General features: G+C 63.4%; 14 protein-coding genes and 2 rRNA genes. 4 read left to right on the top strand and 12 right to left on the bottom strand.

All coding sequences use genetic code 11. The features are described 5' to 3' along the window. Nucleotides 1–59 precede the first annotated feature (59 nt). The 4 genes from GTP41_RS00080 to GTP41_RS00065 form a co-directional block, all read right to left on the bottom strand. Complete coding sequence (locus tag GTP41_RS00080; protein WP_161023957.1) at nt 60–1,730, bottom strand: long-chain-fatty-acid--CoA ligase; 1,671 nt, start codon at nt 1,728–1,730, stop codon at nt 60–62. Between the two features lie 29 nt (nt 1,731–1,759). Next, a complete protein-coding gene (locus tag GTP41_RS00075) occupies nt 1,760–3,454 on the bottom strand; it encodes a long-chain fatty acid--CoA ligase (RefSeq protein WP_161023517.1) in 1,695 nt (564 codons plus the stop codon). A 160-nt stretch (nt 3,455–3,614) separates the two neighbouring features. Then, on the bottom strand, nt 3,615–4,745 hold the full coding sequence (locus tag GTP41_RS00070) for an aminopeptidase (RefSeq protein WP_161023516.1): 1,131 nt from the start codon (nt 4,743–4,745) through the stop codon (nt 3,615–3,617). A 9-nt stretch (nt 4,746–4,754) separates the two neighbouring features. Continuing rightward, on the bottom strand, nt 4,755–6,809 hold the full coding sequence (locus GTP41_RS00065; RefSeq protein ID WP_161023515.1) for a molybdopterin-containing oxidoreductase family protein: 2,055 nt from the start codon (nt 6,807–6,809) through the stop codon (nt 4,755–4,757). 96 nt (nt 6,810–6,905) lie between these two features. Here GTP41_RS00065 and GTP41_RS00060 point away from each other — a divergent pair, with 96 nt between their 5' ends. Beyond that, on the top strand, nt 6,906–8,096 hold the full coding sequence (locus GTP41_RS00060; protein WP_161023514.1) for a M20 aminoacylase family protein: 1,191 nt from the start codon (nt 6,906–6,908) through the stop codon (nt 8,094–8,096). A gap of 44 nt (nt 8,097–8,140) precedes the next feature. Here GTP41_RS00060 and GTP41_RS00055 read toward each other — a convergent pair whose 3' ends face one another. Continuing rightward, on the bottom strand, nt 8,141–9,043 hold the full coding sequence (locus tag GTP41_RS00055) for an NAD(P)-dependent oxidoreductase (protein WP_371867231.1): 903 nt from the start codon (nt 9,041–9,043) through the stop codon (nt 8,141–8,143). Between the two features lie 137 nt (nt 9,044–9,180). Here GTP41_RS00055 and GTP41_RS00050 point away from each other — a divergent pair, with 137 nt between their 5' ends. Beyond that, nucleotides 9,181–9,723: an acyloxyacyl hydrolase gene (locus GTP41_RS00050; RefSeq protein ID WP_161023513.1), complete on the top strand. Its 543-nt coding sequence runs from the start codon at nt 9,181–9,183 to the stop codon at nt 9,721–9,723. 1 nt (nt 9,724) lies between these two features. Here GTP41_RS00050 and GTP41_RS00045 read toward each other — a convergent pair whose 3' ends face one another. Both GTP41_RS00045 and GTP41_RS00040 read right to left on the bottom strand, forming a co-directional pair. Beyond that, nucleotides 9,725–10,459 (bottom strand): SDR family NAD(P)-dependent oxidoreductase, encoded by a 735-nt coding sequence (locus GTP41_RS00045; protein ID WP_161023512.1) that lies wholly within the window; start codon nt 10,457–10,459, stop codon nt 9,725–9,727. Next, nucleotides 10,456–11,550: a patatin-like phospholipase family protein gene (locus tag GTP41_RS00040; protein ID WP_161023511.1), complete on the bottom strand. Its 1,095-nt coding sequence runs from the start codon at nt 11,548–11,550 to the stop codon at nt 10,456–10,458. Before GTP41_RS00040 ends, GTP41_RS00045 begins: the two co-directional genes overlap by 4 nt. A 20-nt stretch (nt 11,551–11,570) precedes the next feature. Here GTP41_RS00040 and GTP41_RS00035 point away from each other — a divergent pair, with 20 nt between their 5' ends. Both GTP41_RS00035 and GTP41_RS00030 read left to right on the top strand, forming a co-directional pair. Beyond that, nucleotides 11,571–12,746, top strand: a complete 1,176-nt coding sequence (locus GTP41_RS00035; RefSeq protein ID WP_161023510.1) for a phosphatase PAP2 family protein — start codon at nt 11,571–11,573, stop codon at nt 12,744–12,746. A 2-nt stretch (nt 12,747–12,748) separates the two neighbouring features. Continuing rightward, complete coding sequence (locus GTP41_RS00030; protein WP_371867249.1) at nt 12,749–13,360, top strand: CDP-alcohol phosphatidyltransferase family protein; 612 nt, start codon at nt 12,749–12,751, stop codon at nt 13,358–13,360. Here GTP41_RS00030 and GTP41_RS00025 read toward each other — a convergent pair. From GTP41_RS00025 to GTP41_RS00005, 5 genes are all read right to left on the bottom strand, one after another. Further along, a complete protein-coding gene (locus GTP41_RS00025) occupies nt 13,311–15,101 on the bottom strand; it encodes a bifunctional alpha/beta hydrolase/class I SAM-dependent methyltransferase (protein WP_161023508.1) in 1,791 nt (596 codons plus the stop codon). The genes GTP41_RS00030 and GTP41_RS00025 overlap by 50 nt on opposite strands. Before the next feature lie 11 nt (nt 15,102–15,112). Continuing rightward, nucleotides 15,113–15,994, bottom strand: coding sequence for a phosphatidate cytidylyltransferase (locus GTP41_RS00020; RefSeq protein WP_161023507.1), 882 nt, complete (start codon nt 15,992–15,994; stop codon nt 15,113–15,115). Between the two features lie 105 nt (nt 15,995–16,099). Further along, on the bottom strand, nt 16,100–17,824 hold the full coding sequence (locus GTP41_RS00015; RefSeq protein ID WP_161023506.1) for a M4 family metallopeptidase: 1,725 nt from the start codon (nt 17,822–17,824) through the stop codon (nt 16,100–16,102). Between the two features lie 176 nt (nt 17,825–18,000). Then, nucleotides 18,001–18,113 (bottom strand): 5S ribosomal RNA (gene rrf, locus GTP41_RS00010). A gap of 104 nt (nt 18,114–18,217) precedes the next feature. Then, a 23S ribosomal RNA gene (locus tag GTP41_RS00005) occupies nt 18,218–18,909 on the bottom strand; the annotation flags it as partial.

The raw sequence follows: 18,909 nt of genomic DNA, 5'->3' as shown, positions 1-18,909 counted from the left end.
TTCTTTCCACTTCACAGCCGGCCCGGAGCCCTTGTCTGAGCCAGGTCAATCGTGCCGGCTTACGCTGCCTTCTTTTCGTCTCGCAGCTGACGGCGAAGAATCTTGCCGACATTGGTCTTCGGCAGTTCGTCACGGAATTCAATATACTTCGGCTTTTTGTACGCGGTCAATTCGTGCTTGCAGAATTCCTGCAAAGCTTCCACAGTCAGGTTCGGATCTTTGCGTACAACAAACAGTTTGACCGCTTCGCCGGAGTTGGCATCGGGTACACCTACGCAAGCCACTTCCAGCACGCCCGGGTGCGCCGCCACCACGCCTTCCACTTCGTTCGGGTAGACGTTGAAGCCGGACACCAGGATCATATCCTTCTTGCGGTCGACGATGCGCACAAAGCCCTTGTCGTCCATGATGCCCACGTCGCCGGTCTTGAAGAAGCCTTCCGGGGTGATCGACTTGGCGGTATCGTCCGGACGGTTCCAGTAGCCGGCCATGACCTGCGGGCCGCGAATGGCGATTTCGCCGGCGGAGCCGAGCGGCACTTCCTTGCCGTCGTCGTCCAGGATCGCCACTTCGGTGGAAGGAATCGGGATGCCGATGGTGCCGGTGAATTCCTTGATGTCGACGCGGTTGGCGGTGGCCACCGGCGAGGTTTCGGACAGGCCGTAGCCCTCGATGATCGGGGTGCCGGTCACCTTCAGCCAGCGGTCCGCCACCGACTGCTGCACGGCCATGCCGCCGCCGTTGCAGATCTTGTAGCTGGAGAAGTCCAGCTTGGAGAAGTCCGGGTTGTTCAGCAGCGCGTTATACAGCGTGTTCACCGCAGGGAACACGGTCACGCGGTACTTGGCCAGCTCTTTCACGAAGCCCGGGATGTCGCGCGGGTTCGGGATCAGGATATTCATGCCGCCCGTTTTCCAGCCCATGAAGCAGGAAATGGTCAGCGAGTAAATGTGGTACAGCGGTAGCGCGGCCACGAACACCATCTGCTCGTTGCTCGGCTTCATTTGCAGCCAGGCCTCGTTCTGCAGCATATTGGCCACCACATTGGAGTGCAGCAGCACGGCGCCTTTCGACACGCCGGTGGTGCCGCCGGTGTACTGCAGGAAGGCGATATCGCTCGGCTTCTGGTCGGCCGACTGCAGGCGCAGGCGCGAGCCTTCCGACAGCACTTGCTTGAAGCTGGTGTGGCCGGGGATATTCCAGGCCGGCACCATCTTCTTCACATGGCGCACCACGAAGTTGACGATGGTGCCTTTCAGGCCGCCCAGCAGGTCGCCCATGGACGCCACCACCACGTGCTTGACGGCGGTGGATGCAAGCACTTGTTCAACCGTGGTGGCGAAGTTTTCCAGCACGATGATGGCTTCCGCGCCGGAGTCGTTCAGCTGGTGCTGCAGTTCGCGCGGGGTGTACAGCGGGTTGACGTTGACCACGACGTAGCCGGCGCGAATGATGCCCGCCAGCGCCACCGGATATTGCAGCACATTCGGCAGCATGATGGCAACGCGCGCGCCCGGCTTCAGGCCTTTGGATTGCAGCCATGCGCCGAATTGCTTCGACATCTGGTCCACTTGCGCGTAGGTCAGGAACTTGTCCATGCAAACGTAGGCGTTGCGGGACGCGTACTTCTGGAAGGACTCTTCCATCAGGTGCGTCACCGAACGGTACTGCGAAATATCGACTTCCGCAGGAACGCCTTCAGGATAGGACTTGAGCCAGATTTTTTCCATCATATTGCCTTTCGTATGCAATGGCAGCCTTAAGCCGCCTTCTTGTCGTCGGCAGGCTTTTCGTCGCGCAGCATACGGCGCAGGATCTTGCCAACGTTAGTTTTCGGTAGCTCCGTACGGAACTCGATGTATTTCGGCTTCTTGTAGCCGGTCAGGTTTTGCTTGCAGTGTTCCATCAGCGCCTCGGCGGTCAGGTTCGGGTCCTTCTTCACCACGAACACTTTCACCGCTTCGCCGGAGTGCTCGTCCGGCACGCCGATGCAGGCGCACTCCAGCACGCCAGGATGCGCCGCCACCACGTCTTCGATTTCATTCGGGTAGACATTGAAACCGGAGACCAGGATCATGTCCTTCTTGCGGTCCACGATCTTGACGTAGCCGCGTTCATCCATCACGCCCACGTCGCCGGATTTGAAGTAGCCGTCGGCCGTCATGACCTTGGCGGTTTCCTCCGGACGGTTCCAGTAGCCGGCCATGACCTGCGGGCCGCGGATGGCGATTTCGCCCGGCGTGCCGAGCGCCACTTCGTTGCCGTCGTCGTCCAGGATGGCGACGTCGGTGGACGGGATCGGCATGCCGATCATGCCCGAGAACTCGGTGCTGTCGAAACGATTGGCGGTGGCCACTGGCGAGGTTTCGGACAAGCCGTAGCCTTCCACGATGGTGACGCCGGTCAGCGCCAGCCACTTGTCGGCGACCGCCTTCTGCACCGCCATGCCGCCGCCGTTGGCGACCTTCAGGCCGGAGAAGTCGACGTTCTTGATGTCCGGATGGTTCAGCAGCGCGTTGTACAGCGTGTTCACCGCCGGCAGCATATTGAAGCGGTACTTCTGCAGCTCTTTGATAAAGCCGCCGATGTCGCGCGGGTTCGGGATCAGCACATTCAGGCCGCCCTCGCGCATGCCCCACATGGCGCACACGGTCAGCGCGAAGATGTGGTACAGCGGCAGCGCGCAAATGATGGTGCGCTCGTCCGGCGGCAAGTCCGCCAGCTTGGGCGCCGACCAGGCCTGCATCTGCAGCAGGTTGGCGATGATGTTCTTGTGGGTCAGGGTGGCGCCCTTGGAGACGCCGGTGGTGCCGCCGGTGTACTGCAGGAAGGCCACATCCTCATGGCGCAGCTCCACGGCGGTCAGCTTCATGCTCTTGGCATGGCCCAGCGCGTCCTTGAAGCGCACGGCGTTCGGCAGCGAGAAGGCGGGCACCATCTTCTTAACGTTGCGCACCACGAAGTTGACGATATGGCCCTTCAGGCCGCCCAGCATCTCGCCCATATTGGCGACGATGATGTGCTTGACCTGGGTGCGCGGCAGCACCTGCTCCAGCGTGGTGGCGAAGTTTTCGAGGATGATGATGGCTTCCGCGCCGGAGTCGTTGAGCTGGTGCTCCAGCTCGCGCGGGGTGTACAGCGGATTGACGTTGACCACGCTGTAGCCGGCGCGCAGGATGCCGGCAATGGCGATCGGGTATTGCAGCACGTTCGGCATCATGACGGCGACGCGTGCGCCCTTCTTCATGCCACGGCTTTGCAGCCAGGCACCGAGACGTTTGGAATGGGCATCCAGGTCGGCATAGGTAATGGCCTTGTCCATGCAGACGAAGGCATTGCGCGAGGCGTACTTCTGGAACGATTCTTCGAGCAGGTGAACCAGTGAGCGGTATTGCGTGGCGTCGATTTCACTCGGAACGCCGGGGGGATACGACTTCAACCAGATTTTTTCCATCCTGTGCCTCTTTGTCTCGGTTTTATATATATTATTTGCGAAAATAGAACGGCCGTGCTTTCCCGCACTCTAGATGCTATCGTGCGTGCGCGCACAGTGGCAAGCTATTTTCCGGATTTGGAACGCGTCCTCTAGCAGGCCTTTCTGCTGCAAAGCAACATCAATTCACCACGCCCGCGTCCTTCGGTGCCGCGGCAGTTGCCGGGTCGCTGGCCTGGGCCATAGTGCGCGCCAGCGCGTGCAACCGTTCATGCCGTTCCACGGATGGCAGGTTGCTCATGTTCCGCACCGCAGCATAGAAATGCGGCAGTCCCTTTTCTTTCGCAAGCAAAGCGCGGAAGCCGGGCAGCAAGTCATTATAGGTTGCAACAGATGCTAAATGGGCATTATTGAGTGGTTCCGCAAAGAATCGGTCATAGCCGTTGTAGCCTCCCCAATTGGCCTTGAGCACCTTGTACTCTTCCTGCAGGGAGGCGAAGATGCGCAGCTTTTCCTCGCGCTTTTTCTTCTTGCTGGCTTTGCCGGCGTAATTGTCGGCCAACATCTGGCGGTGCCGGACCAGCAAGCCCATGAAGTCCTGGCGCCGCGCGTTGTAGCGCGCAAAGGCTTCGCGCATGGCGTCGTTGCCGTACAGATCGAGCCAGCGATGCACCCCGGCCTCTTCCACCGCCGAGGCGAACGCTTCGTTGAACTTGGAATCGCCCTGCACATACACCACCTGGTGCGCCAGCTCGTGGAAGATCAGGCGCGCCAGTTCGGCGTCGGAGTGGTTGATGAAGGTGGACAGCAGCGGGTCGCTGAACCAGCCCAGCGTGGAGTAGGCCGGCACGCCGCCGATCTGCACGTCGTTGCCCTCCTCGCGCAGCTCTTCGGCATAGGCCTCGGCGTCGGCCTTGTCGTAATAGCCGCGGTAGCTGACGCAGCCGGCGATCGGGAAGCACCACTGTACCGGGCGCAGCGACAGTTCCGGCGTGGCGACCACATTCCACAGCACGTACTGGCGCGTGAGCGGGGCGTAATTCTTGTAGCTGGCATTGTCCGGCAAGCCGAGTTCCTTGACCGCGAAGCGGCGGATCAGCTTGGCCTTCTCCAGGCGCGCCTTGAGTTTGGGATCGGTGCCGGGGTCGCCGATCCAGTCATCGATCGGGCGGGCGTCGGACCAGAGCGCATATTGGCCCTGGGCCGCCTGGAAGTAATACTTGAATTGCGCACAACCGGCCAGGAAGGCGGCGCACACACCCGCAGTCACCAGGTATCTGGCACGCAGTTTCAGGTGTGCTAACGTGCGCATAAGTCATTCTCAGGCGGCTTTCTCGACTTGGACCAGTGTATCGTAAAACGTCGGCGCGCGGCCCATGTCCGTCAAGCGCTGGCTGGTCACTTCATTGGCGTTCTTGCCATCGCCGGCCAGCTTCTTCCACCAGATCGACAGGCCCACCACCAGGCCCGGGCGGGCCTTGGGGGTCACGCGCGCCTTGCACACGAAAGAGCCGCGATCGTTGAAGATGCGCACCATATCGCCGTGGTTGATGGCCCGTGTTGCCGCATCGTCAGGATGCATGTCAAGCTGCGGCTCGCCTTCCGTGGCGCGCAAGCTTTGCACATTCACAAAGGTTGAGTTGAGGAAGTTGCGTGCCGGCGGAGATATCATCGCCAGCGGGTATTTTGCCGCCAGATCGGGGGTAGATGCCGCCGATTCGTAGTTCGGAATGTAGGCGGGGAGCGGGTCCAGGCCATCCTGTTTCATGCTTTCCGAGAAGAACTCACATTTTCCGGAAGGTGTGGGGAAATTGCCGCATGCAAAGGGTGCATCGGGTACTTCCAGTTTCTGCCAGCCCTTGCGCTTGAGTGACTCCCAGTCGAACTGCACAAAGGCCACCGATGCCAACTGGTCATCGCTGTCCTTGAAGCAAGGGTCATCCAGGCCCATGCGCGCCGCCAGCAGGCGGAAGAACTCGGTATTGGATTTGGCTTCGCCCAGCGGCGCGATAGCGGCGTTGTTCGCCATCATGTACAAGTGGCCGTAGGCGCTGTGCGCGTCCACGTGCTCCAGCTGGGTGGTGGCCGGCAGCACGATGTCGGCGTAGTCGGCGGTGTCAGTCTGGAAATGTTCGAGCACCACCGTGAACAAGTCTTCGCGCGCAAAGCCAGCCTGCACCCTGGCCGAATCCGGCGCGATCGCCACCGGGTTGGAGTTGTACACGATTACCGCCTTGATCTGCGGACCGAACTCGGGCGAGGCCGGGCGCAGCAGGTCGTCGCCGATGGTGGTCATATTGATGGTGCGCGGCTGTTTGGCCAGCAAGTCCGGGCGCTGCAGGGCCGCCAGGTTTTTCTTGAAGGTGCCGGAGGAGGACAGCTGCACGCCGCCCGCCGCGTGGCGCCAGGCGCCCACCAGCGCCGGCAGGCAGGCGATATTGCGCACCGCCATGCCGCCGCCGTGCACGCGCTGCACGCCGTAATTCATGCGGATGGCGACCGGCTCGCCGCGTTTGGCGGTTTCGCCGTAATCGCGCGCCAGGCCTTCCACTTCCGCCACGCTGATGCCGCAGGTGGCGGCGGTGCGCGCGGGCGTCCACTCGGCCGCGCGGGCGCGCAGTTCCTCAAAGCCGAGCGTGTAGTCGGCAATGTAGGCATGGTCGAGCAGGTCGTCGCGGATCAGCACATGCATCAGGCCCAGCGCCAGCGCCGCATCGGTGCCCGGCAGCACGGCAATGTGCTGGTGGCATTTGTCGGCCGTCAGCGAGCGGTAGGGGTCGATGGCGATCAGCTTGGCGCCGTTGCGCTTGGCTTCCTGGGCGCGGGTCCAGAAGTGCAGGTTGGAGGCAATCGGGTTGCCGCCCCAGATGATGATCAGCTTGGCATTCTGGAATTGTTCGAGGTCGGTGCCGATCGAGGCGCCGATGGTGTAGCGGTAACCGGTGGCGCCGGCCGTGGCGCAAATGGTGCGGTCCAGCAGCGAAGCGCCAATCTTGTGGAAGAAACGCGAGGACATGGAATCGCCCTGCACCAGGCCCATGGTGCCGGCGTAGCTGTAGGGCAGGATGGCCTCCGGCTCGCTCTCGGCCAGCGGTTTCAGGCGCGCCGCGATCTCATCCAGCGCCTGCTCCCAGCTGATGGGCTCGAATTTGCCCTCGCCCTTCTTGCCGACGCGGCGCAGCGGGGTCAGCAGCCGGTCCGGCGAATAGGTGCGCTCGGTGTAGCGCGACACCTTGGTGCACAGCACCCCGGCCGTGGTGGGATGCTCGGGATCGCCCTTCACTTCGGTCGCCACCCCGTCTTTGACGGTCACCAGCAGGGCGCAGGTATCGGGGCAATCGTGCGGGCAGGTGGCGCGGACTTGTAAGCTAGACATCTTGATATGGATTAGCGGCGGCTGAAATCGTTATCGTAAACGATTCCGGAAATTCGTACCGGGAGGCTAGAATGGCAAGATCCATGGAGAACAAGCATGAAACTGATCGACCCGATTATTGCGTTTCAATCCGAGCTGCAGCAGATCCGACGCGACCTGCATGCCCACCCGGAACTCTGCTATGAAGAAGTGCGCACCTCCGACGTGGTCGCCGCCAAGCTGACCGAGTGGGGCATCCCCGTGATCCGGGGCCTGGGCAAGACCGGCGTGGTCGGCATCATCCAGAACGGCACATCGCAGCGCGCCATCGGCCTGCGCGCCGATATGGACGCCCTGCCGATGCAGGAGATCAACACCTTCCCGCACGCCTCCACCCACGCCGGCAAGATGCACGCCTGCGGCCATGACGGCCACACCGCCATGCTGCTGGGCGCGGCCCACTACCTGGCGCAGCACCGCAATTTCGACGGCACCGTCTACCTGGTGTTCCAGCCGGCCGAAGAAGGCGGCGCCGGCGCGCGCCAGATGATGCGCGACGGCCTTTTCGAAAAGTGCCCGATGGACGCCATCTACGGCATGCACAACTGGCCCGGCATGGCGCAGGGCACGCTGGGCGTGTGCGAAGGCCCGATGATGGCCTCCTCCAACGAATTCCACGTCACCGTGCGCGGCAAGGGCGCCCACGCGGCCCAGCCGCACAAAGGCATCGACCCGATCATGATCGCGGTGCAGATTGCGCAAGCCTGGCAAACCATCGTCACGCGCAATAAGAGCCCGCTCGATACCGCCGTGCTGTCGATCACCCAGATCCACGCCGGCAGCGCCACCAATGTGATTCCCGACGACGCCAGGCTGGTCGGCACCGTGCGCACCTTTACCACCGAGGTGCTGGACATGGTGGAGAAGCGCATGCAGTCGCTGGCCGAGGGCATTTGCGCCGCATTCGATGCGGAAGTCGACTTCTCCTTCCGCCGCAACTACCCGCCGCTGGTCAACCACGCGCGCGAAACCCGCTTTGCGGTGGACGTGATGAAGTCCGTGGTGGGCGAGGCCATGGTGGACGACAAGATCGAACCCACCATGGGCGCCGAGGACTTCGCCTTCTTCCTGCAAGAGAAGCCCGGCTGCTACATCTTCATTGGCAACGGCGACGGCGACCACCGCGACGGCGGCCACGGCCTCGGCCCCTGCGTGCTGCACAACGGCAGCTACGACTTCAACGACCAGCTGCTGCCGATCGGCGCCAGCTTCTGGGTCCAGCTGGCCGAAGCCGCCCTGCCGAAGTAAGGGAGCGGCCCGATGGGCCGCATCCTTGTTCCCCGGTTAAAGGTTCAAGGCAGCCGATCCTCCAGCGTCCCCACGCGCACGCCGGGATTAAGAAGCTCCAGCGAAAGCAACGCCGCCGCATGATCGGCCCGCGGATAAACATCCCGGATCGCCTCAAAGCGCTCCGTCACCACACTGGTGACGGGCAGCGCCACGCCCGCCGCCGCGGCAGCCGCCAGCACATTATGCTGGTCCTTCAACTGCGTCAGCACCTGCCCGCCCGGCAGGAAATTACGCTCCAGCATGCGCTGCCCATGCACCTCCAGCACCCGGCTCTCCGCGAACCCGCCGCGAATCGCCTCCCGCACCGCCGCCGGATCCGCGCCCGCCGCCTGCGCCAGCAGCAAAGCCTCCGCCACGATATTGATGGTCCCGCCCACAATCAGTTGGTTGCATAGTTTCGCCACCTGCCCGCTGCCCGCCGGCCCCACCAGCTTGGGCCGCCCCATCGCCGCCAGCACCGGCAGCGCCGCCTCGAAGTCCGCCGCACTGCCGCCCGCCATAATGGCCAGCGTGCCGGCCTGCGCGCCGCCCACGCCGCCCGACACCGGCGCATCGATAAAACGATGCCCGCGCGCCGCCAGCAAAGCATGGAACGCCTGCGCCTCGTCCTGCCGCGTCGAGCTCATATCGATCCACAGCGTGCCGGGACGCAGGGCATCGACCGCCGCCTCGATCACGCTGCCCACCGCCTCGCCCGCCGACAGCATGGACACCACCACCGCCGCATCGGCCACCGCATGCGCCAGCACGTCGTCCGGGTCCGCCCCCGCCTCGGCCAGCACGGCGGCTTTGCCCGGCGTACGGTTCCATGCCGTGACCGCGAAACCGGCGCCCAGCAGGCGTCGCACCATCGGCTCCCCCATCAGGCCGATACCCAGAAAAGCAATGCGCAGTGGATGGCTCACAATTGGCTCCAGATATGACAATATTGCGATGATTTTAACAATTATGGGGTCGCCTGAAATAATTTCAGAACGAAAGTAAAATGGTCGGTACTGCCGCAGCAAATAGAGAGACTGTGGCAAGGACTAGAGAGAAAAATATGCACGTTAAAAAACTGTTCGCTACTGCTGCGGCTTTGCTCGTGGCCCAATCCGCCTTCGCATTCGACGTCAACTCCGCTTACGTGGAATACGGCTCCGCCTCCAAGGTGCGCATGGTGCGCCTTGGCGCCACCCAGGACTTCAAGCCTGAATGGAGCTGGTTCAATTCCAACGGCACCCACCTGACCGGCTACTGGGACGCCAGCGTTGGTTTCTGGGAAGCCCGCCAATGGAACAATGTACCAGGCGCCAAGAAGAATATTATCGACGTCGGCTTCACCCCGGTATTCCGCTTTGAGAATACCAACAAGAAGGGCTTTTATGTAGAAGGCGGCATCGGCGCCCACGTGCTGTCCCGCACCTACAACAACAACGACGACGGCCTGTCGACCGCCTTCCAGTTCGGCGACCATATCGGCGTCGGCTATGTGTTCGACAAATGGGAAGTGGCGGCCAAGCTGCAGCACTTCTCCAACGGCGGCATCAAGAAGCCGAACAGCGGCGTCGACTACGTGGTTCTCAAAGCGTCCTACCGCTACTGATTCATTTCTTGCGGTAGCGCTGCAAGCCCTTTGGCAGCAAGTTAAACAAGCGCACCATTGCGTGCAGCTGCCAGGGGAAGATGCAGTGCGCCTCGCGCCCGGCAATCGCGCCGGCGATGCGGCGCACTGCCTCCTGCTCGGTTTGCAGGAAAGGCTTGCGCTGCGCACTTCCCCCATTCAATTCCCGCAAGCGCGCCGTATCGACATAACCCGGCACCACGGCCGTCACGTCCACCCCGTGCGGCGCCAGCGCCTTGCGGTACGCATCGCTGATCGCAATCGCAGCACGCTTGCTGGCACTGTAAAGCGAACCGTTCGGATACTCGCGCAGCAAGCCGGCGATCGACGCCACCACCACCAATTGCCCCTTGCCCCGCGCCAGCATGGCCTGTGCGCCCGCATCGAAGGCATGGCACAGGCCGGACACATTGGTGCGCACCAGCGGCAGGCTGCGCATGCGCTCCTGCGCGATGGCGTCGGCATCGACGTACTGGCCGGCGCTCACCACCAGCAGGTCCAGTCCATCCTGCGCAAAATCGGTCACCGCATCAAACACCGCCTGGCGGTCGCCGATGTCGAAGCCGTAGCGCCGCAGGCCCGGCTGCGCCGCAAGCGGATGCCCGTCCAGCCGCGCCGGATTGCGTCCGCACAGCGCCAGCACTGCGCCCTGCTGCGCATAATGCGCGGCCAGCGCCAGGCCGATGCCGCTGGTGCCGCCGATAATCATTACCCTCATCTGCTTCCCCTGTTAAACCTGGTCGCGTGGCGCAAACGCAAGGCCGCCCCTGCGGGCTGGGCATACGCCTCCATGGCGCGCTGGTAGCCGTATTGCCATTGCGCCTCCACTTCGCGCACGTACGCTTCGAAAGTCGGCGGCCCTTCCAGCTGCAGGCGGTTGCCGAACCAGTCGACGCGCTTGCGCAGACCGTTGCCGCGCAAGGCGCTGGAGATATCGCTGGTATCGACCCAGGCATGCGCATGCTGGCCATGCACATGGCGCAAGCGCGCGTTGCCGTCGATACCCAGCACCGCGCGCAGGGCCGGTATCGCCAGCGCTTGCCCGAATGCCGGCTTGGCCTCCATCGTCACGTGACGCGCCAGGCCGTGCGCGATTTCAATCGGGAACAGGTCGATCACACCGCCCATGTAATGTTGGCCGCCGTGCGCGTGGCAGGCGAAGTACAGCATATCGGTGATTGAACTGCGCACCGCGTCGGCGACCGGCATGCGGCTATCGGCCAGCAGCTCCGGCGCCACCGCGCCGCAGTTCCATGCAGGATCGCTGGCCGGCGCCCGCCACCCTTGCAGCAGGCGGCAGGCGCGCTCAGGGCCGAATACAACCTCGGCGAACAAGGGCCGGCCGGCGCGCGCCTGGCCCACCTGCGCGCGGTCGAACAGCACCCTGGCGGCCACGATGGCCAGCGCCGCCTGCGGCTGTGCGTCCGCTGCAGGCGCAGGCAGAGGCAGCACCGGCGGTAACTCGAACAGGTAGTCGCCGAACACGTCCGGCACGCGTTGCGCGCGCCCGCGCGACAGGCCGCGCAAGAGCGCCGCGCCCAGCACCGGCAAGGGCCGCACATGCGGCGCCACGCGCAAGCCGCGCAGGAACTGGTACATCTGCTGCGACGCCAGCCACTGCTTGCGCTGCGCGGCGTCCGGCAAGGCGTGGATGATGGCGGCCGCCAGCGAACCGCCGCAGCTTGCGAGGATGATGTCGGGCGCCATGCCGCAGTCTTCCGCCGCCGCATGCATGCCGAGGTAATAGCCGAAACGGAATCCCCCGCCCGCCATCACCATACAGCGCTGGTACTTTTGCTCTTCACTCATGGCGTGACATAATGCCATGAATGCAACTCGTGCACCTGATCATCAACGCTGTGGTTTTCGGGCTTTGCTACACGCTCCCCAACCATGCCGCCCATACCGCCCAGGTCCAGCGCTCGCTGGCCTTGCCGTTTGAGCAGGCCATTCCGCTCCTGCCATTCGTGCCGTGGATGATTATTCCCTATGCCAGCTCAGGCCCGCTGCTGGTACTGGCATTCTTCATGGTGGGCAAGGGCGAAGCGCTGCGCGTGCTGAGCCGGCGCCTGATGTTGGCCACGGTCGCCGCCGGACTGGTGTTCGCCTGGTTCCCGGCCCGCTTCCCCGCCCTGCGCCCGCTGCCGGATAACGAGCTGCTGCAGTTCGCCTACGCCCTGCTTGATGCAACGGATCGCCCCTACAACCAGTTCCCGTCCCTGCACATCGCCTACAGCGTGCTGCTGTGGACTGCCTTGCGCCCTACCATCGCCAGCCGCGCATGGCGCGCCCTGCTGGCGTGCTGGCTGCTGCTCCTGGCCGCCAGCACGCTGCTGACCTGGCAGCACACCCTGGCCGATATCGCCGGCGGCATCGTGCTCGCCGGCCTTGCCTGCCTCGTCGTGCGCCCCGGTACGACCGCGCGCCACAGCGTCGCCTTCTACTACGCCGTCATGGCCGGCATGGCGCTGCTTGCGGCAGGCATCGTTGCTCCGCCCTGGCAATGGCCCTGGTTCTACCTCGCCGCCAGCCTGGCGCTGGTGGCACTGGCTTACGCGCGCCGCAACGCCGCCTTCCTGCGCAAGGACCAGGGCCGGCATCCAGCGTGGATCTGGTTCCTGTTCTGGCCCTACCTGGCCGGCTACGGCCTCACCTGGCTGCTGGTGCGCTGGCGCCATCGCGGCCAGAGTGCGTTCAGGATCGCCGCCGACGGCTTGCTGATCGGTCGCCGCCTGAGTGCCGGCGAAGCGCAGCAACTGCCGCCTGACTGCTGCGTCATCGACCTGAGCGCGGAGCTCAGCGAAACGCCAGCGCTGCGCCATGCGCGCTACCGGCACTTCCCTTTGCTGGACCTGCACGCGCCAACCCGCGCGCAAATACGCCGCATCATCGCGGCCATACACAAAGAACGCACGCAGGGCCGACCGGTCTACCTGCATTGCGCCATGGGCTACAGCCGCAGCCTTTTCATCGCCAGGATCTACCTTCACGCCTACACGCCATGAGTATTTCGATCTACCAGCTGAAACCGCGCTTCCAGCAGCTGCTGCGCCCATTCCTGAACTTCCTCACGCGCCTGGGCGTCACGCCCAACCAGGTCACGCTGGCGGCCATGCTGCTGTCGCTCGGCTACGGCGCGGCACTGGCGCTGGCGCCGCAGTGCATGGGGCTATGGCTTGGCCTGCCCTGCTTCCTGCTGCTGCGCATGGCGCTGAATGCGATCGACGGCATGCTGGCCAACTCCACCGGCAACAAGACCGCGCTGGGTGCTTTGCTGAACGAGCTGTGCGACCAGGTGTCGGATGCGGCGCTGTACCTGCCGGTGGCCCTGCTGGCAGGCATTTCGCCGCAGCTGCTGGTGCTGGTGGTGGTGTTCGCCCTGCTGGCGGAATTCGCCGGCGTGCTGGCCAGCAGCATCGGCGTGGCGCGCCGCTTCGACGGGCCGATGGGAAAGAGCGACCGCGCCTTCGCCTTCGGCCTGCTCGGCTTGCTGGTGTGGGCGGGCGTTGCGCCGATCTGGCTCAACGCCCTGCTGGCCGTGGTCCTGCTGCTGTCGCTGGTGACGGTGTTTAACCGCCTGCGCCAGGCGCTGCGCCTTTCTCCGCAAGCGACACGGTAAAGATTCCCTCCAGCCCGATCATCGTCTGCTGCTTGCGGCAGCCGGCCAGCGCCACCAGGGCGTCGATTTCTGCCTGCGCGCGCGGACGCATGCGCCATGGCTCGCCGCGATGGTTGTTCAGCGTGTACGCGATCATGTCCAGCTGCGGATGCCACGGCTGGCCGGTGTACAGCAAGGCCCCGCCCTCGCGCAAGCTGGCCGCCATGCCGCGCAGGGACTGCAGCACCAGCGCGTTATCGCTGAACAGCTCATACAGGCCGGACACGACGGCAATATCGTAGCGGCCTTCCTGCCCGGCATAGCTGTCGGCGCTGAAGGCGTCGCGCCGGCAGTATTCGATGCGGGCATTGATCTGCAGCTGCGCCGCCAGCTTTTTAGCCTGCTCCAGGTTGTGCTGCTCGTAGTCGCACAAGGTGACTTCGATCTCACGGTCCTGGAAGCGCTTGACGGTCTCCAGCACATAGCGCGCCGAGCCTGCGGCGACGTCGAGGATGCGCAGCGGGCCCGGCCCCTCGTGGGCGGCAATGCGCTGCGCCAGCATCTGCTGCAGCTGCACTTTGCGCAGGCGGATGCCGCGCCAGCCTACTGCATCCAGGTAGCCACGGTCCATCATGGCGCCGAAGCCGAACTTGCCGCCGGCCTGGTTGCGGTACACGTAGTCCAGCGACTCGCCCGAGTCGAAGCCGTGGCGCAGGCCGATTGCCATGCCGTTGCTGACGGGGCCCATGAGCTTCAGCATATTGCGCTGCAGGGCGTACCAGCCGCGCACCAGGGCATTGCCGGTCTGGTTGCCCAGCAGGGCGGCGTAATGCCGCGCCCCCGCGCCTTCGCGGTGCGCCGTCGCGAAGCGCTCAAGCGGCGCCGGCGGGGCGGCGAAGCAGTCGTCAATAAAGCTGCGGCTGGCCTGCATGGCGGCCTGGGTGTCCTGCTCGTAGAAGATCGCATGGCGGCACTGCGGCAGGCGCACGTAGCGCTTCAGTGGCGACGACAGGCGCTCGAAGAACAGCTTCTGCGGCGCCTCATGGACGACATAGTCCTGGTCGGCCGCCAGCATCAGTACCGGCGTATCAATCACCGCGGCATCGTGCACGATGCGCTGCGCCGTATCCGCCAGCTCCAACAGGACCTGGGCCGAAATGCTCTTGGCGATCAGCGGGTCGGCGTCGTAGGCGCGCGCCTGCTCCGCCGAATGCGTCAGCATGGTGGAACGGATATAGCTGGTCACGAACAGCTCGGGCTTGAAGCGCCGCGCGAAGCGCAGGCCGGGCTTGGCCAGCGGCACGTAAAGCTTGATCGCAAAGGCGGCAGCGGCCATGACCAGGCCGCGTATGCGCGGCGCATAATCATGCAGCCAGGTCGCCGCCACCACCGCGCCGACGCTGTTGGCGACGACCAGCACATCCTCGATGGCGAATCCATGCCTGTCGCAGATATGGCGTACGAACGTGTCCAGGTCATCCACCATCGTTGCAAAGCCCGGCGCCGCGCCGCGTTCGCCCGGCGAGTAGCCATGCCCGCGTGCGTCGTAGGCAAACGCCCAGTCGCCATGGAAACCGAACTGCTCGACCAGGGTACCGATGCGGCCCGAGTGCTCGTGCCCGCGATGCAGGAAGACCAGCGCGCGCGGGCTGCCGCTGCGCGGCGCCTGCGGCTTCCAGCTGCGGTAGAACAGGCGCGTGCCATCGCGCGTATCAAACCCGGACTGGCTCTCGCTCCAGGCGAGGCCTCGATCAATCTTCATTCAAGTATTCCTTATCGAAGGTGCAGCAACAGGTAAAGCAGCGGCGCCGTGACAACCAGGCTGTCGGCCCGGTCCAGCATGCCGCCATGGCCCGGGATCAGCCGGGAAAAATCCTTGATGCCAAGCGTGCGCTTGGCCGCCGAAAACATGACGTCACCCGCAAATCCGCCCACCGACAGCAGCAGCGCGATCGCCGCCAGCCACGGCGCGGACCCGAGCCCCAGGTAGCTGCCGAGCGCCAGCGACAGCAAAACCGATACCAGCACGCCGCCCAGCAAGCCTTGCCAGGTCTTTTGCGGGCTAATCCGGGGCACGATCTTCTGCTTGCCGAATAATTTGCCGCTGGTGAACTGGGCGATGTCGTTGAGCGCTGTCAGGATGAACAGGTAGAACAGCCAGGCCAGGTTCGCCCGCGGCCCGAACGGCAGCTGCACGAAGGCGGGCACGAAGCTGATGCCGCAGCACGTCACGGCGAACAGGAGCCAGGGCAAGGCGCCGGGCGCGCGCGCGCGCCACAGGTAGCCGGCGGCAGCAACTCCGGCCAGCGCGAAAGCCGCAGGCACGGCGGCCGGCAGCAGGCTGCCGCACAGTACTGCCGCCGCCAGGCTGGCGAACGCGGCCAGGCGGAAGCGCGTTGCTCCCGCGCCGCAATACGGCGCCAGCTCGCGTGCCGCCAGCGCGCAGATGATGAGCGCCAGGAGCGGTGCTCCCACCGGGTAAAGAAGCAGGCCGCAGCTGACGACCGGGAAGATGAACCACCAGGCGTTCACCTGGTCGCGCAGCTGGCTGGTGCGCGATCCCAGGGCCAGGCCGACGCCGGTCGATACAACACCCAGCAGTATGTACAGGGCGGCCATCGCATAGGCCAGCTGTGACGTGAAAGTGCCATTCATACTTGCATTCTGCCAACAACTGGCCGGCACACTATCTCCAATTGTCACGCGCCATAAAAAAACCGCCGGGGGCAAGCCGGCGGTTCCAGTACGGTGCAGCGCGGCTTATTCCGCCACGTCAGCCCCGACGTTGATCGCAGCATAGGCACGCTGGACTGCCTTCGCTTCGGCGCTGTTCGCGCCATACAGTTCCTGCGCTGCTGCCAGCACTTTCAAACGAGCGTCGGCGTAGTTGGTCGAGGACGTGAACTTGGTGCTGTTCGCGCGGAACCAGATACGGTATGCGTTGTCGATGCCGATGCCGGTCATGGCCTTCGGCAATTGGGTCAGGTACTGCGAGTAATATTCGCTGCCCGTGGTGGCGCTGGAGCCCATCGCCAGGAAGTAGAACATGCGGTTATTCGGGCCGCTGCTGTAGTGGACGTCCAGGCGCTTCAGGGTGGACTTCCAGGCATCGGGCGACTTGCCGTCCTTGCTTGGCTTATACATCCAGCGCAGCGGCTGGCCGTTCTTCGAGATCTCCTTGCCCATCATCCAGTCGTTGCCGGAAGGGACAGGCAGCGAGGTGCCGGTGCCGCCCGCGCGCGCATAGGCTTCCACCGCCTCGCCGGCGATATCCGACGAGGACTCATTCAAGCCGCCCGATTCGCCGCGATAGGTCAGGTTCGAGGTGGCGGCGGTAATGCCGTGGCCCATTTCGTGGCCGATCACATCGATCGAACCCAGGTTGTTGAAGTAGGAGCCGCCGTCGCCGATAAACATGCATTTGCAGGAGTCGGAGTAGTAGGCGTTATCGTAGGCGGTGTTCACGTGGACCGCGATATGGGTCGCCGTATTGTTCCCATCCAGCGACTGCCAGCCCAGCACATTCTTGTGCATGTCGTAGGTGTTCATCAGGCCCCACAGCGCATTCACCGCAGCGGTCTGGCCGTTGGCGTTGGTGGTGCTGCCGCCGGCGATGTACTGCTTGCCGTCGCCCCAGGTATTGGTCGCATTGGAGTAGACCTGGCCGGCGCTGGTGCCATGGTTTGCATTGGTGATCGCCATGGCGCCGAAGCTGCCGCCGGTGCCGCGGCTGCCGTCGATCATCTTGTACACGCCGCCGCTCAGGGTGGTGTTGATCGGCACGGTGCCGTTGTACTGGCTATGGCCGGTGCCCACCACGTTCTGCACCATATTCCACTGGTCCAGGATGCGGCCGTCGCGCGCGCTGACAATGGTGTCATAAAAGACCGGATTGGCACCGTCCATGGCGCGGGTCTTTACGTGGTATGCCAGCTCGTAGCTGTCGACAACGTCCAGCACATCCACCGCATTCAGCTCATCTTCGGCCTTGTTCTCGGCACCCGGCGCGCGCACCGATTTCATAACGGGGAAGATCACCAGCTCCGCGAATGGAGGGCTGATGCCGCCTTTGGTCGGTGGGATACTCTTGGTGGCGCGGGCGATGGCGTCCCTGTCGCTCAGGCGCGGTTTGACGTCAAAGCGCTTGCCGGACAAGCCTTTGCGGCGTTCGCCGATCGATTCACTGAGGACGTTGCCGCCCTGGTCGGTGACCACCACGGATTCGGATTCAAAGATGCGCACGCCCTTGTAGGTGTGATTGACGCGGCTGACCGCCTTACCTTGCTCACCGGGGTGCTGGCTGGCGATTGCGAAACCGTGCTCCGCGTCGAGGCCATGTTTGCTGCGCTCACTATTCAAGGTGGATACCAGGCGGGTTTTCTCCTGGGCAGAGAAGGCGACGGGGCTGGCCATCATGCTGGCGGCGCTGGCTTGTCCTGCGACGACGGTGACCGCCAGGGCGATCAGGGTCTTGCGAAATTCCATGTCTGCTCCTTTGGGTAGGGTGGACGCAAACACTATCCGGGTACGGAGGGCGAAGTCAAAAAAGTGGGGAATTGAGACAGATGGGGCGGATTGTCCTGAATGGGACATTCTCACAGCGAAACCAGAAAAGCGAAAAAGCCCACCGGCGCATGCCTGGTGGGCTTTCTCTAATAAGAGCCTGACGATAACCTACTTTCACACTGGTTGCAGCACTATCATCGGCGCAAAGTCGTTTCACGGTCCTGTTCGGGATGGGAAGGGGTGGGACCGACTTGCTATGGTCATCAGGCATAACTTGTAGGCAGCGCGCTGGGCGTGCTGCGCAATCTGGAAGAAGTAAAGTTGGGTAGTGTTCTCAAACACGAGTAAATGCTATATAACCGGCAAGGTTATAGGGACAAGCCGTACGGGCAATTAGTATCAGTTAGCTTAATGCATTACTGCACTTCCACACCTGACCTATCAACGTCCTGGTCTCGAACGACCCTTCAAAGAGCTCAAGGCTCTGGGAAATCTCATCTTAAGGCAAGTTTCCCGCTTAGATGCTTTCAGCGGTTATCTCTTCCGAACTTAGCTACCCGGCAATGCCACTGGCGTGACAACCGGTACACCAGAGGTTCGTCCACTCCGGTCCTCTCGTACTAGGAGCAGCCCCCTTCAAATTTCCAACGCCCACGGCAGATAGGGACCAAACTGTCTCACGACGTTTTAAACCCAGCTCACGTACCACTTTAAATGGCGAACAGCCATACCCTTGGGACCGGCTACAGCCCCAGGATGTGATGAGCCGACATCGAGGTGCCAAACTCCCCCGTCGATATGAACTCTTGGGAGGAATCAGCCTGTTATCCCCAGAGTACCTTTTATCCGTTGAGCGATGGCCCTTCCATACAGAACCACCGGATCACTATGTCCTACTTTCGTACCTGCTCGACTTGTCGGTCTCGCAGTTAAGCACGCTTATGCCATTGCACTATTAGCACGATGTCCGACCGTACCTAGCGTACCTTCGAACTCCTCCGTTACACTTTGGGAGGAGACCGCCCCAGTCAAACTGCCTACCATGCACTGTCCCCGATCCGGAT

This window comes from Pseudoduganella guangdongensis, assembly GCF_009857475.1.
Classification (GTDB): Bacteria; Pseudomonadota; Gammaproteobacteria; order Burkholderiales; family Burkholderiaceae_D; genus Rugamonas; species Rugamonas guangdongensis.
Note: the sequence above shows the minus strand (reverse complement) of the source record. Positions and strands in the feature narration are given on the sequence as shown.

Excerpts from the sequence above, each read along its gene's own strand:
- GTP41_RS00065 (WP_161023515.1), bottom strand. The coding sequence starts at position 6,809 with ATGTCTAGCTTACAAGTCCGCGCCACCTGCCCGCACGATTGCCCCGAT.
- GTP41_RS00070 (WP_161023516.1), bottom strand. The coding sequence starts at position 4,745 with ATGCGCACGTTAGCACACCTGAAACTGCGTGCCAGATACCTGGTGACT.
- GTP41_RS00050 (WP_161023513.1), top strand. The coding sequence starts at position 9,181 with ATGCACGTTAAAAAACTGTTCGCTACTGCTGCGGCTTTGCTCGTGGCC.
- GTP41_RS00045 (WP_161023512.1), bottom strand. The coding sequence starts at position 10,459 with ATGAGGGTAATGATTATCGGCGGCACCAGCGGCATCGGCCTGGCGCTG.
- GTP41_RS00025 (WP_161023508.1), bottom strand. The coding sequence starts at position 15,101 with ATGAAGATTGATCGAGGCCTCGCCTGGAGCGAGAGCCAGTCCGGGTTT.
- GTP41_RS00075 (WP_161023517.1), bottom strand. The coding sequence starts at position 3,454 with ATGGAAAAAATCTGGTTGAAGTCGTATCCCCCCGGCGTTCCGAGTGAA.
- GTP41_RS00035 (WP_161023510.1), top strand. The coding sequence starts at position 11,571 with ATGCAACTCGTGCACCTGATCATCAACGCTGTGGTTTTCGGGCTTTGC.
- GTP41_RS00060 (WP_161023514.1), top strand. The coding sequence starts at position 6,906 with ATGAAACTGATCGACCCGATTATTGCGTTTCAATCCGAGCTGCAGCAG.
- GTP41_RS00020 (WP_161023507.1), bottom strand. The coding sequence starts at position 15,994 with ATGAATGGCACTTTCACGTCACAGCTGGCCTATGCGATGGCCGCCCTG.
- GTP41_RS00015 (WP_161023506.1), bottom strand. The coding sequence starts at position 17,824 with ATGGAATTTCGCAAGACCCTGATCGCCCTGGCGGTCACCGTCGTCGCA.
- GTP41_RS00040 (WP_161023511.1), bottom strand. The coding sequence starts at position 11,550 with ATGAGTGAAGAGCAAAAGTACCAGCGCTGTATGGTGATGGCGGGCGGG.
- GTP41_RS00080 (WP_161023957.1), bottom strand. The coding sequence starts at position 1,730 with ATGGAAAAAATCTGGCTCAAGTCCTATCCTGAAGGCGTTCCTGCGGAA.